Below are 13,603 nucleotides of genomic sequence, written 5' to 3' on the forward strand. Positions count from 1 at the left end.
TTGTCACATAAGCCGTAACTTATTCAAAGTTGCATAAATCTGACTAGTTTTAGCTTTGGTGACGGAATTTTCTGGGGTTCCGGCTTACACCTCCAGGCTCGGAGGAACCCGTTGCAACCCGTAGTCTCGCTCCAGTTCGCGCATGATGACCTCCTGCCGCTTGTAGTCCTGGCTGTCGCTGGTCACGCTGCCGTCAAAACGGATACGGTTTGCCAAGATGTGGATGTGTTCGTGCTCAGTATCGGTATGCCGGGTCATCACAAACTGGTTTTTATCCAAGCCCATGCCCTCCATATACCGCCTCCCAATCTCACGCCACTGGTCATCAGTGATGATCTCGCCCGGTGCGGCGGACAGTGAAACGTGCAAAACAGCCTTGCCCAAGTTTGGCCTTAACTTACGAATTTCTCCAAACTCTGCCGCAAGTTCACGCGGATTTTCCCCTGCCATGTTCTTGTCAATGACGCGGCCTTGCTCCTTCGTGAGGTCGTATTCCAACGCACCACGGAAGCCTTTTCCCTTCACTGCCTTGGCAATCATTCACTGCCTTTCATGCCAATTAGTGCAAGCCGCAACTGGTTAACTTCCACACGCAGACTCTCAATTAGGCTGTCGCTTATCACGACATTCCGGCCTTCGTTCCCCGCCCTGGCTAACTGATTCAAATTTGCTGAAAGCCGCGCCAAGTCGGCGTATTCCTCACGATTGATTGCTGGAACCGGGGGTGCCGGGAGACGACGCGATAAAGCGGCCTGGCGCAACCAATGCGCTGGCGTCACGCTCATGGCGTCCGCCTTGATCTTCAAGGCATCGAATTCGGACCGCGACACGCGCACGCCGATGGTCACATCGCGTACCGTGCCGGGTTCGTTTTTTGGACGACCACCTCGCCCGCGCCTAGGCGCGGCGGTGCCGTCCGGTTCTGGTTCTGGCTGTTGCATTTACAACCCTCCGAGCGTAGCGAGTGGGGCGATGACCGAAGGGAAGAGGCTAGTTTTCGCTTGCGAAAACATGGCTTGCTTCTAACCAGCTAATCTAGCAGATACCTATATCATACACTACGTCGATGTGGGTAGCAGAACAGCAGGGGCAGGCTCTTCTGCACAGACCAGAAGATCAGCCTGACCCGACACCACAGAAGCCAAACGGTCGCGCATTGGCTTTGGGTGCCCAGCCTTACGCAAAGCCTTCCCCACATCATTCAAAGCGCTCCAGGTTGCATTGACCTCAGAATCGGTCATCGCCTCCCCCATGGCCTTGATGGACTCGCCCAGTTGAGCCAGTAACAATGCCGCGCTCATTACGCGATACTGATTAATCCGCTCGATCTTGACTAAATGGCGGGCATCAAACCACACCCCCAACTCCAGCCTCTCCTCATTGGTCAAAACCTCCAGCCCAACAGATGGCAATTTATCCGTGTATCGATCAAATGCACCAACCACCTTTTGATGGCTGCGCTTGACGGCCGAATCATACGTTGACCGGATGCATTGGATTTTCTTTCCCTGTTCTCTAAACTGCATAGCGGATACCTTTTTATCTTTGTATGTGGATAATTTTTTATCCATTAATATGCGTATATTATATCCGATGATAGGATATAAATTTATCAATTTAAGCAGATATATTTTTATATGTTGCGCAGATATATTTTTATATGTTGCGCGGATATAATAATGTGTTTAGGCGGATAAATTACCTACATTTACCTAAAACTAACCGTAACGTTATGCCACCCCCGACACTATGTCCACTCCCCGGCGATGGACTGACCGCCTTACCTTTCCCCTGCCACGCAGTGGTGGGGGCGGTGTGTCAAATACCGACCTCGCCCTGCTCGGTCGGTGGGTTATCCACAGGGTGCGTCTAGTAGAAAGAAGGTAGAAAGAAGGTAGAAGGAAAAAAACCCCTGTTTTCTTCAATGAAATCAAAGGCTTGTGGAGGTGGGGCGCGACGCTATGCCGATAAAGCGCGACGCTATGCCGATAAAGCGCGACGCTATGCCGATGAGGGCGCGACGCTATGCCGATGCCAGACGCTCCAAATGACGGCTGGCCCACCAGGCGTGGGCGTGCCCAGAACGACGCGGCCCGGAAGGTAGAGCAGGAGAGGATCGCCGCCCAAGAGCGGGGGTATAAGCCGGAAACGCCGAAAATTCCGTCGGAAAACGTCGCAAGCAAGGTTTCCGGTTGCTACAGCTATCCGACATGGTTTTCCGTACAAATTTCCCCCGGCTGCGCATACCGGTTCGGCCTTTGGCATGGTGACACCGGAAAACATCTGTTTGGCGACAGGTCGCGCCAGCACTAGCTTTTCGCTCTTGGCGGAAAATTCGGCGGTTCCGGCTTACACCCCCAAGAGCGGGAAGGGCAGCGCAACCGAAGAAGGATCAGGGGCCGAGCTGGAGCAGGTGAATCCATTTTCGCATGGGACCGCCGACACATGAGCCAAATTACCTCCAGGAAAGTATAGAATAGGCTTTTACCTCAAGAAAATTGGCGTACCTTTCGTGCCTCTGCGGGTGGATAAAAACGGACCGAACGCCATGACAACGAACATAAAAAAGATCCCAGTACATGAACTTAAGCTAGGTATGTACCTAACTGGATTTGAAGGAGGCTGGTTTGCTAGTCCTTTTTGGAGCTCACGTTTCAAACTAGTCAACGCGGACGACTTGCGTCTCGCGCTCAGTAGTGGCTTGAAGGAATGCTGGATCGACACCAACCTGGGCTTGGATATAGAGACCCCGACGGCTGTAGTGCAGTATGAGATTGCGGTTGTTCAAGCGGCTGTACAAAACAGGAACCGTTCTGCTCTCACATTGGACGAAGAGCTGATCAATGCAGCTGGGCTATGTAAAACGGCGCGCCAATTGATCATTTCTATGTTTTCGGATGCTCGACTCGGCAAGGTCATGGACACTTCCATTTGTACTGGCCTGGTTGATGATATCGTCTGTTCGGTGGAACGGCACCCTGGCGCCCTGATCAGTCTGTCACGTTTGAAAGCTGGTGACGATTATACCTACATGCATTCGGTGGCAGTTTGCGCCTTGATGGTAGCCTTAGCTAAGGCCATGAAACTACCAATAAACGATGTACGTGAAGCTGGACTCAGCGGTCTTTTGCATGACATTGGTAAGGCCAAGATTCCTCTAGAAATCCTTAACAAACCGAGCACCCTCAGCGAAGAGGAGTTTGCAACGATCAAGCGCCACCCCGAGCACGGTTTTGACGCGCTCCTCAATGGAGGCGTAAGCGACCGCGTCCGTCAAGTTTGCCTCCATCATCATGAGCGTATGGATGGTTGTGGCTATCCACATAAGCAAGCCGGAAAGGCCATTTTGCTGATGGCACGCATGGCGGCCGTGTGCGATGTGTATGATGCCGTTACTTCCAACCGTCCCTACAAACGTGGATGGGACCCTGCCGACGCTCTGGCAAAGATGATTTCCTGGAAAGGCCACTTCGACCCCAAAGTACTATCAGCATTTATCGAAGTTGTCGGCATTTATCCAATAGGATCGCTGGTACGTCTTAAATCGGAAAAGCTTGCCGTTGTGGTCGAGCAAAACAGAAACAGCTACACCCGGCCATGGGTTAAAATTTTTTACTGCGCAGCATCTGCATGCGTTTTACCGGCTGAGCTTGTTGACTTGGCTAATACTAATGATGATTATGTGGTGGGTTCTGAAGATCGTGAACGCTTTCCAAGCGAAGTTATTGAAAAATTGTGGGCCGGCAATCTTGCAGTCAAGTCAACATAAGCCGGGGGTGTTTCGGCTGTCCGGGGGTATGGCAAATTTCCCTGACTACAGCATCGTCCGACGGAATAATGACACTGGCTCAATGGAGATATCTTCTGGTGCGTTTGGCAGAGGTGCAGACAAATTGCAAATCTCAACCACGTTCGCCCCCGTAAGCAACTGGACGATTAAAGAATCCTGCTAATGATGTCTACCTGCTTGGGGTCAATGACTAAAAACTGTAGCCCCACACGGTAGGTATGGTTCGTGCAAATGCAGCTCACTACCCGCGTTTTTGATTGAATCCGAGTACATTTTCCGTCCAAAAAAAACTCTAGCCTCACCTCACATAGAAGCTTTTCAGGCAGCGAATTTTCAAGCACAAGGCATAGTCCGCCTACCGAAATATCTAAGGTTCTGCCTGTCACAATTTTGCCATTTTCCATCCGAACGAGCGCCTTGCAACGCAATATTTTGCGGGCAGTCTGACGCAAATTCGGAGTGGTCACTTCATTCAAGGCATATCCATTTACGGCAACAATATCGGTGGGCGAATCCCTCGCCGGAGCCTCTGACGCGGCCCGTGGAGGCCATAGGCGAGGCTGCAAAGCCATTGCTACAACGCCAATCTGGAGAGTCCCGCCAAGTGGTTCTCATGAAAGGCTGGCGCTTGAGCAAAGCTCCGGCATGTATGTTTTTGAGCGTGTCATAAGTTATCCGTTGCACCTGGAACCCCCGCTATGCCACTGTTTGGAGATGGAGGACCAGCTGAGGCTTACCCTTGGTGCTGTCCTCGATCCTGCCACTCGCAATCTCCAGTCGCTCCAGCTCATTCACGGCGCGGGTAATAGCGTCCCGGAAGTCTCGCATTCGCCCGGCATATTCCATTTTGTCCTTGAGCCAGTCCAACGCGTACCTCTGCACCTGGTCGGCGGATGTAGCCACCAACCGTTGCAAGGTCTTGGCCATATCCTGCCCGCGCGCAATCTGCATCCGCTTGTCCCAGTCGATCAAGCTGTATTCCCTGTTCCCGAACATCTGAACCCACCGAGGATCAATGCTGTAGCTGTACGTCTCCGCATCATCGTCGTAGGTGAACCCTGAGACGATGCGGAACGAAACTGTTTTGCCGATGCTGTACCTGGTCGAGCCGTCCGGCTTCTTCGCCTCAAGAAACAAGGTAGCCTCGGTCAGCGCTTTGATGCGACGGTGCAGCCATTCGTACTGTGTTTTGCCGTTGCTGCGAGTAAGCTTGCGTAGCAACTCAGCACGATGGAGCGGTACGGGTGTCCCTATCGGGTAGGGCTGCGCAAAGGCGATCAGGGCCATGATGAGGTCGCCGTCCGCTTCGTCCAGTTGCTCGCCGGTATATTCCAGCACGCAATCCTTGCGAGTGACCATTTCAGTCTGCCGGTGAAATTTTCGTCGACCGCGTGCAATCGGAGCTATGAAACTGGAACGGTTTAGGTGGTTAGGAAAAGCTCCAATGTCAAACCCCGGCAAGAACATCTGGCGCGGCGTTTCTGCTGCCTTTTGCTCTGCCATCTCAAGCCCTGCCGCACCGCGTTGCTTGGTGATTTCCAACATCTGGTCCAACGTCTTACGCCGGGGCGCGTTATCCTTGCTATCAGCCATAAATCAAGTCCTTTTCTTGGTTGGTGGTTAGGCACTGGCCGGGGTGTCCGCCCCGACCAGTGCCGTCCGAATACTACCTCCTACACACCGCCCCCGCTGCTGCGCAGCAGGGGAAAGCTCAACGGCTCCAGCTCGGGCCGTCGCGCTTCGCTTGTCGGGCCTGCTCTTGGGCTTGTTCGTACTGGTGCTGCTGCACCTCCGGCGACTTCCAAGCGTTCATTGCCGTGCGTTGGGCGTATTCCTCGATGTGGCCTGTCTTGCGGCTTTCCACGTTCGGGGAACACTCCCGGATGCCCTTCTCGATATCTTGCACGGTGAAGCGGCCAGACTTCGCCATATCCTGCGCAATCATCCAGTCAACACGGGATAGGTCGGCACCTTCGCCAAACCTCTCCAGAAGCCGCACAGCCTGTTTTTGATACTCGCGCACAGGATCGTGGCTGCCATACCCCGGCTTGGGCGTCTGGAGGGCCTCTAGGCGCCTCTGGCGCTCTTTCTTAGCCTCATCCTTGTCCAGCCCCTGCTCGATGCGCTCCACGTACTCTGGTGCGGCCGTAGCTGCCTTTCCGGTGCAGTCGTGGGCCAACACGTAGGGCTGGCGGCCAGCTCGGGTGTGCTCCGGCTTCTGGTTGGTGAAGCCAGCCAGCCGCCCATAGTGCCGGCTGTCAGCGCTGTTCATGTCGCCACCGTAGTGCTTTGCCAGCCCGCGCGCTGCACTGCGTCTAGCTTCGGCGGATAGCGGCTTATCCGAGATCTTGACCCATGCCTGATAGTTTCCCGGAGACGTTTCTATCGTCGCAGCGGATGCAAAGCCGTCCGCCCTCATGCGCTCCAGCGCTTCCAGCTTGATGTCATCAACAAGCACCAATCCATGATCCCCGGCTGGTCGGATATACACATCGTTGCCCTTGGCGTTCATACGCTTGAGCCATGCGGCGGACTGCTCCACTTCGGCGCGGCTCCATTCGCGATTCATCATTTGACCGGTCCTTGGCTCGCGGATGCCAACGTCGAAGCGCGCCACGCCCAGCGCTTTTATTTGTTTTTGGATCGCTTCAAGGCTTCGATCACGGCGGGTTTCAGAGCCTCCGCTACCGCTTCCGCGTCCAGTGAGTTCTTGATGCTGGGCGGGTTCAGCCAAAGCCAAAACGCGCTCACGAGCGCCGCTGCAAACAACCCCGTCATCAGGGCTAGGGCGTAATGCGTCCACTCCATTCTCTGGCCTGCCTTGTCCAAGCTCTTGGCGGCTTTGTTCGCTTCTTTCGCTGCGTCCTTGTAGCCCTCCACCGATTCCGTTAGCTGGCGTGTGAACGTCTCGCCTTGCTCCCGACTCTTGCGCTCGATCTCGGCCAGCGTCTGCCGCGTCTCGTCGGCCAACGCTGCCATCGCTTGGGCCAGTGGCTCCAGCGCCGTGGCCAAATCCTCCACGCTCTGGTGCCTGGCTTGCCTCACTGCCTCGATCTGGACTGCCAAACGCTCTAACCGCGTCTCGTTCGATGCTGCTGCGGACTGCCGCAAAGTCTCTATCTTGCTCATATGTAACCCCTCGTTTTGCCAGCCCTGCCGGGCTGTAAGCTTTACCCAAGTCGCAGCCCTTCATGGTCACGCCGTCCAGCCGGTAGGACAGGCCGGAGACCTTCGCGCCTTGGAGCTGGAGCACCGGCACCAACTCCACACCCACAGCTTCCAGCCGTTCTTGATATTGGGTGAAGCTGCGGCACCCCTTGGCCGCACCGTCGCACAGCTGCTGTAACTGCTGGCGCGCCGATGGCTTGCCGGTTCGTACGCCACCCTCGATTTCGCCCTTGGTCGGCGCTTTACGCGTCGCCTCAAGGCTGGGGGTGTAAGCCGGAACCCCAGATTTTTCTGTTTCGAGTCAGCGCAGGACCTGTCATGCAAACGACCGGTTAAGTGATAATCAGAAAACGAGAAGTTTTGCTGCTAAGAGTTGTCACATAAGCCGTAACTTATTCAAAGTTGCATAAATCTGACTAGTTTTAGCTTTGGTGACGGAATTTTCTGGGGTTCCGGCTTACACCTCCAAGAAGGATGGGCCAGATTTTAGCCGGTGAATTTAGCGCGCTAAAGACTGATGAACGCTACGAGACAGTGACTTTACCAAATCTCGCACTACGACCTGCATTGCTTCAGGTAAATCCAAAATATCGTGAATCAAGACCAAGGCCGATCTTGGCAATTCACCTGGTAGGGACCCTGACTCATCTCTGCCGGTATAGCCGCTATCCTCGCCAAACCGAAGCCAGGCAGGGCTAACCTGTAACCAGGAAGCTAGTAAAACTATCTTCGATTGGGTTGGTATTGCCTCACTGATCAACCACTTCCGTGCAGCGTGAACAGTAACTTTGTTTGCCTCTCCGGAGCGATGGTTGAAATGGCGTGATAACTCGGTAGGGGTAACCGGGACCGCAGCCGATTCCAAAGAAGATTTTAGCCGCTCAGAAAAGGCAAGTCGGTGATCGACAGTTGTGGATTTTGATGTCATCAGAATGGAAAGTAATTTACGGATCAATTGAATTCAGTAGCCAAGCGGGATAACAAACCGGTTTTTGTTGTCTTCGCTAACCCATGCCCCTTGGAAGTCTGATTGTATCGGTGCACTACCCTGTTTGGGTGTGATCTGCACGCACAGTCGGTTGGCGGGGCCGCACGTGGAAAGCTTGATGCGCCCGCCGCGCTTGGCCAGATCCGCGATGTTGGCCTCCAGTTCGGCCTTCTCGAGGCGCAGCGCGGCTTTCTCCACGCGCAGGTCTGTGATTTGGCTCTGCGTAAAGTAGCCGATCGCGTAGTTGGTGAGCACCGCGGCCGCGCCAACCAGGATGAACACCAGGGCAAACTGCCAGGTGAGCCAGGCGCCGGCGGTGCGCACCTTGCCGGCGGCGACATCGAGGGCACCAGTAGCCGCATCAAAGGCCGTTTGAGCCGTTTTGGGTGCTTGTGCAAGGGTTTCTGTCACTGCCTTAGCTGCGGCGTCCCCTGCGGCCTTCTGGATGCTCCTGGATGTGTTTTGTAGTGCCTCGATGGTTGCGCTTAGCTGTGCACGTTCTTTGGCAAGCTCGTTTAGTGCGTCAGTGGCCGCTTCCTGCTGCTTGAGCGCCATGCCGTACAGTGCTCCCAGGTCTTCGGCATCCATCACGTTTCCCCTTTGGCGTGACTCGGCAAGCCTTTGACAAACTCATCGAGGCCCATGCCACCGTCGACGAAGCGGCGCATGCGATCCTGCTCTGCTTCCGATATCGTGAAGCCAGATAGCCCCACATTGGCAAGGGCGAATTCGACAGCTGCTCGGCGGCGCTGAAGCTCTTGGGCATTTGGATCAGCCACAACCGTGTCCCTGGAATCAAGCCAGGCGTACGCCTCCTCTTCGGCATCGAAGTGGGCAAGCCGCAAAGCGTCAGTTTCATTGTCCGCGAATTCAGATGGCGGGAACACGCCGCCCCCGACCTCGACGTCATCTTCCAGGAGGCGCAGCCGCCAGCCGCCGCCCAGCTCGACCGGGCGTGGGAGAATTTCATAGGTGAATTGCATCAAAAATCCTCGTTATCGTCTTGTGTAGTGGTGGGGATACGCTGTTGGCCGTTAGCCTCCAGCTTCTCCCTGACGGCCTGATCGCTGGTCGTGCTGGTAGCTTTGGCCTTACGTTCCTTGTCCTTGATCTTGAACACAAAGTCCGTGATGGCGCGGCCCGTCTTCTTGGCTTTGTAGCTCACTGTGATGTCACTGTGCTTGTTGATCTGCTCGACTGATGGCTCGATGATGCGCTTAATGAAATCGGCGGTCAGTTTGTACTCGCCTGGCTCCAGCTGGAGCGCTTCACGCAGCCACACCAAGTTAAGCGTGCGTGTACCCACGTCCTTGTGCTGGGCCAGTAGCTCGTATATGCGTACGCCATGCGCGCTGGTCATGTGACCGACCTTCTCCAGCTGGTAAGACGTGAACTCAACCTCCAGGCGCGTGATGTACTTGATGACCTCTGGAGTAAACACGATCTGAATGTGTCCTGCGCCGTCGATGTACGCCTTCTCGCTAAGCCAGCGCGTCTCTCGCACCCGCGCCTTCTTCGTAGCCGGGTCGGTGTCGTGAATCGTGACACTGCGGCTGTAGAGGGCGTTCATGGCTTCCTTGAGCTGGCCGTAAACGCTCCCCTTCTCCACGCTAGGGAACTGCTTTAGGAAGCTGTCAGCAGTGATCGTGATCGGCAGATCAGGGAACAACCCCTTCTGTTCCTCACGGCACCGGCAGATCGCGTACAGGATGATGCGCTGCTCGTTCAAGCCCAGCCGGTAGCTGGCTTCGATCAAGCGATTCGACTTTACGACAAGCTCAGTTTTCTTCATCACGGCTCAAATGACATTATCAGGAAATGTCATTCTACAGACTTTAAATGACACGTCAATTAGAGTCATAGTTAACCGGAAAAATGTCATAGTTAACCGGAAAAATGTCATAGTTAGGTCTGCAACCTCATGAATTTAAAAGGGAATTCGGAGCGTAAAAGGACTTAAAAGCTACTCCCGACGCTTACGCGTGTAGGTCGCACTTCTCTAGGCCCCCTGAGGGGGCAGGAAAAGGCCCCCGCGTAACGCGACGGCCAGCAGCCGGATTCGCAGACCTTCGGCGGGATACGCCCTGCCCTACGGGCACACCTACCGGTGCGGGGGCTACCGCCTCACCCCGGCAAGCCGGGGCTACGGGTACCTGCTTACCGTGAGCGCCTGCCGAAACCCCGCGCCCTCACGGGACGCGGCAGCAGGCTTGACCAGGCTGCGCAGCTGTCCGTTACCCCTGCTTGTAGGTCGATGGTAGGTGAGAATTTCGACATGTCGAAATTTTGGAGCGGCCAGGGGAGTGCTGTTGGGGTTGGTTTTCCGGTTTTCGATTTATCGGGGTAAAAAGTTAACCGGGCGTGCCGATGGCTTTTTCATCGGTGCGCAAGCAAGCGGGGACGCCCGCGCGCTAAGGTGTCGAGTTGGCCTTTGAGCTTGCTACGTACCCTCCGGCTAGACCGAAGTTGATATGTAACCTGGCGTGATGAACTTAGGTTGGCATTGCGTGTCGAGGCAAGCTAATTTTGAAAATGCAGCCGATGGCAGGAAGATTTTCAACTGTCAGTGTCCCGCTGTTTGCATTCACACTTTGCTTTGCGATTGTGAGTCCTAAGTCGATGCCGGTTCTGTTTTCACCCGATTGGGAAAACGGGAGGAACATGCTTGCAGCCATACCTGGACTCAGGCCGCTGGTCCCTGATGTATCATGAAGAATCGTCAAGATTGCTTTGCACATCTGCGGTTTCATGCTTGAGGAGTGTTTTTATGTTGCATCACTTTTTGGCTAACAACCGTGACGAACTGGCGAAAAGGTGTCGTGACAAGGTAGGGAATCGTCCCGGTCGTTCAGCGACAGAAGTACAGCTTCAAGACGGTATTCCTTTACTTATCGATCAATTGATCAGAACCCTCCGAGTTGAACAAAGTTCCGAACCACTCAAAAGTGAGTTGATTTCTGGCCCAGCGGGTGGCGGCGTTGCGCTTTCAGAAGTGGGTGCCTCAGCTGCTCAACACGGGAAAGACTTGCTGGGACTAGGACTAACTGTGGATCAGGTTGTGCATGACTATGGTGATCTTTGTCAGTCAATCACGGATCTAGCTGTCGAGCGTGATGCTCCTTTTTCCGTTGATGAGTTCCGTACTTTAAATCGCTGCTTGGACAATGCCATTTCCGATGCTGTGACGGAATTTAGCTTTCAAAGAGATGCCCTTCAAGTAGCTAAAAATGCAGAGGAAAATAATCGACGGATGGGGTTTTTCGTCCACGAGCTTCGAAATCTGCTAGGAACGGCTTCACTCGCTTTTGCAGCCGCTGAAGCAGGCAATCTCAGCTTGACGGGTGCTACTGGTTCGATCCTCAAGCGTAGTCTCAGTAGCCTTCATAAGCTTATTACGGCCACAGTAGAAGATGTGCGTATATTCGAACCTGATGGTACGGCGTTGGACTCTTTCTCTCTTGCTGAGTTCATCGCAAAAATTTACGACGGCGCTACGTTATCTGCAAAAGCATACGGTTGCTCACTTCGTATGCTTCCGGTTGATATTGATCTGGCTGTCCGAGGTACGCAGGATTTGCTAATCGCCGCTGTAGCTAACTTGCTGCAAAACGCTTTCAAATTTACACAGCCAGGTTCAGAAGTGTTGTTAACGGCTTACGCGCAAGGTGATCGAATACTCATCGACGTAAAAGATCATTGCGGTGGTTTGAAGGTAGGGACTACTGAGACAATTTTTTTGCCTTTTTCCCAGGTTGGTACAGATCGCACAGGAATCGGATTAGGTCTTACCATCGCAAGAAAAACTGTCGAAGCCAACAAAGGCACCCTTACAGTCCACAATATTGAGGGCATTGGTTGTGTCTTTACGATTAATCTACCTCGCCATAGCATGCCCACTTGATAGGGTTGGACATTCCCTCATGATGCGACTTTCTCATTCACGGGAAGGTCAAATAGAGCACGATCATCCGTCCGAGTAAGTTGCTGACCCATCATTTCGAGCATTTTGTCTTTAGGCCATTCTCCACGCTCGACCTTGGCGAGAATAGCGGCACCGACAAGAATTTTTCGGCGGGTGTCAGCTGCCCGGTTTTGCTTGCTCTCTGCGGCTTTTACACGTGCTTCGGCTTTCTGCTTAAGCGCCTTAGCCTGTTTGAGTTTTTCTTCTAAGTCTTTGACGCGCTGTTGTGCTTTCTCGATTGGCGTTAAGTTCTTGGTTTCTGGTTTTTCGGTGGCGGTTGTCATGCTGGCCTTCGGTGTGGGGTTGAGCTTGCATTCTATAGCAGCGGATTATGTCACGTAAAGCCAGCTATAATGGAGGTGGCGAATAGCCCAGCGAATAGCGAAAGCGATAGAGCAAGGGCGCACTTAGGAGTTGGCTGCGCCAACTCGTGCGGTCGCTACGCGACAAAGGAAGAAACGATACCACATGGCAATCTACCACCTCAGCGTAAAAGCGATATCGCGGTCAGCCGGTCGAAGTTCGACCGCCGCCGCCGCCTATCGCGCTGGGTGTGAGATTACTGACAAGCGTACCGGCGAGGTCCATGATTACACCCGTAAGGGTGGCATCGCCTCGACGGATATGGTGTTGCCAGATGGTGCGCCAGAATGGGCGACGGATCGGTCAGCGGTGTGGAACGCTGCCGAAGCTGCCGAGCGCCGCAAGGATGCGTGCGTGGCTCGTGAGTTCGAGGTGGCCTTGCCTGATGAGCTGTCGCCCGACGAGCGGCGACGGCTGGCGGTGGACTTCGCCAAGGAGATGGCGAATGCGGAAGGCTGCGCCGTGGATGTGTCGATTCACGCACCAGGTAAGGAGGGCGATAGCCGCAACCACCACGCCCATATCCTTCGCACCACCCGAAAGGTGGGGTCAGAGGGATTGACCGACAAGCTCGACACCGAGAAGGCAGGGCGCAACCGCGCCGCCGACCTCGATGCAGTCCGCACCAGGTGGGCCGTGCTGACAAATGAGCGCTTGCGAGAAAACGGCATCGACGTGCAGGTCGATCATCGCAGCCTGAAAGATCAGGGCATCGACCGGACACCGACAAGCCACTTGGGTATTTTCGTCACCAGCATGGAGCGGCGTGGCGTCAGAACCGAAGTGGGGAAGCGCATTGAGGAAGAGGTGGCCGCCCGGTTGCTTGAGGCCCGTGCCCAGGGCATCCAGGAACGCGAGCTGGCCCAAGTCAATCGAAGCATCATCGACCTATCGGGCGACTTAGCCGCAGCCAAGCGGGAATGCAACGCCGTGGAGGTGCTCAGCAAGGGGGCCGCTGACTTCCACGCGAAATTCATGGCCGACCGATCAGCGAAGGCCGAAGCGGAGCGCCGCGCCGAGCTGGTACGCCAGGCTGTGGAATTCGCCCAGGGCGAAGCCAGGCGCAAGGTCGAACTGGAAAAGGTTGCCCAAGAGCGGCAGCGGGACGCGCTGCCAGGACCAAAGAAGGGGGTGTAAGCCGGAACCCCAGATTTTTCTGTTTCGAGTCAGCGCAGGACCTGTCATGCAAACGACCGGTTAAGTGATAATCAGAAAACGAGAAGTTTTGCTGCTAAGAGTTGTCACATAAGCCGTAACTTATTCAAAGTTGCATAAATCTGACTAGTTTTAGCTTTGGTGACGGAATTTTCTGGGGTTCCGGCTTACACCTCCA

14 protein-coding genes are annotated in these 13,603 nt (G+C 54.6%); 3 read left to right on the forward strand and 11 right to left on the reverse strand.

The genetic code is table 11. The features are described from left to right. Positions 1-84: 84 nt before the first annotated feature. The 3 genes from ACFDR9_RS24445 to ACFDR9_RS24455 form a co-directional block, all read right to left on the reverse strand. On the reverse strand, positions 85-540 hold the full coding sequence (locus ACFDR9_RS24445; RefSeq protein WP_409032644.1) for a relaxase/mobilization nuclease domain-containing protein: 456 nt from the start codon (positions 538-540) through the stop codon (positions 85-87). Beyond that, positions 537-941, reverse strand: a complete 405-nt coding sequence (locus ACFDR9_RS24450) for a plasmid mobilization protein (protein WP_409032645.1) — start codon at positions 939-941, stop codon at positions 537-539. Before ACFDR9_RS24450 ends, ACFDR9_RS24445 begins: the two co-directional genes overlap by 4 nt. Before the next feature lie 117 nt (positions 942-1,058). After that, the gene (locus tag ACFDR9_RS24455; RefSeq protein WP_409032646.1) at positions 1,059-1,571 is read right to left on the reverse strand and encodes a hypothetical protein; all 513 of its coding nucleotides are present in this window, start codon (positions 1,569-1,571) and stop codon (positions 1,059-1,061) included. Between the two features lie 977 nt (positions 1,572-2,548). On the opposite strand from ACFDR9_RS24455, the gene ACFDR9_RS24460 reads away from it, so the two are divergent. Next, entirely contained in the window at positions 2,549-3,769 is a 1,221-nt protein-coding gene (locus ACFDR9_RS24460) for an HD-GYP domain-containing protein (RefSeq protein ID WP_409032647.1), read from the forward strand. 167 nt (positions 3,770-3,936) lie between these two features. Here ACFDR9_RS24460 and ACFDR9_RS24465 read toward each other — a convergent pair whose 3' ends face one another. The 7 genes from ACFDR9_RS24465 to ACFDR9_RS24495 all read right to left on the reverse strand — a co-directional run bounded on the left by ACFDR9_RS24465 (position 3,937) and on the right by ACFDR9_RS24495 (position 9,738). Beyond that, complete coding sequence (locus ACFDR9_RS24465) at positions 3,937-4,362, reverse strand: PilZ domain-containing protein (protein ID WP_409032648.1); 426 nt, start codon at positions 4,360-4,362, stop codon at positions 3,937-3,939. Positions 4,363-4,486: 124 nt separating this feature from the next. After that, positions 4,487-5,383 carry a plasmid-related transcriptional repressor protein gene (locus ACFDR9_RS24470; RefSeq protein ID WP_409032649.1) on the reverse strand — a complete coding sequence of 299 codons (897 nt, stop codon included), beginning with the start codon at positions 5,381-5,383 and terminating at the stop codon, positions 4,487-4,489. A 118-nt stretch (positions 5,384-5,501) separates the two neighbouring features. Next, positions 5,502-6,407, reverse strand: coding sequence for a RepB family DNA primase (locus ACFDR9_RS24475; RefSeq protein ID WP_409032650.1), 906 nt, complete (start codon positions 6,405-6,407; stop codon positions 5,502-5,504). An 11-nt stretch (positions 6,408-6,418) separates the two neighbouring features. Further along, positions 6,419-6,919 (reverse strand): IncQ-type mobilization protein MobB, encoded by a 501-nt coding sequence (locus tag ACFDR9_RS24480; RefSeq protein WP_409032651.1) that lies wholly within the window; start codon positions 6,917-6,919, stop codon positions 6,419-6,421. 1,000 nt (positions 6,920-7,919) lie between these two features. After that, a complete protein-coding gene (locus ACFDR9_RS24485) occupies positions 7,920-8,534 on the reverse strand; it encodes a hypothetical protein (RefSeq protein WP_157407096.1) in 615 nt (204 codons plus the stop codon). After that, complete coding sequence (locus ACFDR9_RS24490) at positions 8,534-8,929, reverse strand: antitoxin VbhA family protein (RefSeq protein WP_017879780.1); 396 nt, start codon at positions 8,927-8,929, stop codon at positions 8,534-8,536. The genes ACFDR9_RS24485 and ACFDR9_RS24490 overlap by 1 nt, the downstream gene beginning before the upstream one ends. Beyond that, positions 8,929-9,738 (reverse strand): RepB family plasmid replication initiator protein, encoded by an 810-nt coding sequence (locus ACFDR9_RS24495; RefSeq protein ID WP_017879781.1) that lies wholly within the window; start codon positions 9,736-9,738, stop codon positions 8,929-8,931. The genes ACFDR9_RS24490 and ACFDR9_RS24495 overlap by 1 nt, the downstream gene beginning before the upstream one ends. 975 nt (positions 9,739-10,713) lie before the next feature. Here ACFDR9_RS24495 and ACFDR9_RS24500 point away from each other — a divergent pair. Next, positions 10,714-11,847 (forward strand): sensor histidine kinase KdpD, encoded by a 1,134-nt coding sequence (locus ACFDR9_RS24500; RefSeq protein ID WP_198292126.1) that lies wholly within the window; start codon positions 10,714-10,716, stop codon positions 11,845-11,847. Positions 11,848-11,864: 17 nt separating this feature from the next. Here ACFDR9_RS24500 and ACFDR9_RS24505 read toward each other — a convergent pair whose 3' ends face one another. After that, positions 11,865-12,191 (reverse strand): mobilization protein, encoded by a 327-nt coding sequence (locus ACFDR9_RS24505; protein WP_198292127.1) that lies wholly within the window; start codon positions 12,189-12,191, stop codon positions 11,865-11,867. Between the two features lie 184 nt (positions 12,192-12,375). Between ACFDR9_RS24505 and mobQ the strand changes: the two genes are divergently transcribed. Further along, positions 12,376-13,407: a MobQ family relaxase gene (gene mobQ, locus ACFDR9_RS24510; protein WP_409032652.1), complete on the forward strand. Its 1,032-nt coding sequence runs from the start codon at positions 12,376-12,378 to the stop codon at positions 13,405-13,407. Positions 13,408-13,603: the final 196 nt, after the last annotated feature.

Source organism: Janthinobacterium sp. CG_23.3 (genome assembly GCF_046115965.1).
Classification (GTDB): domain Bacteria; phylum Pseudomonadota; class Gammaproteobacteria; order Burkholderiales; family Burkholderiaceae_D; genus Janthinobacterium.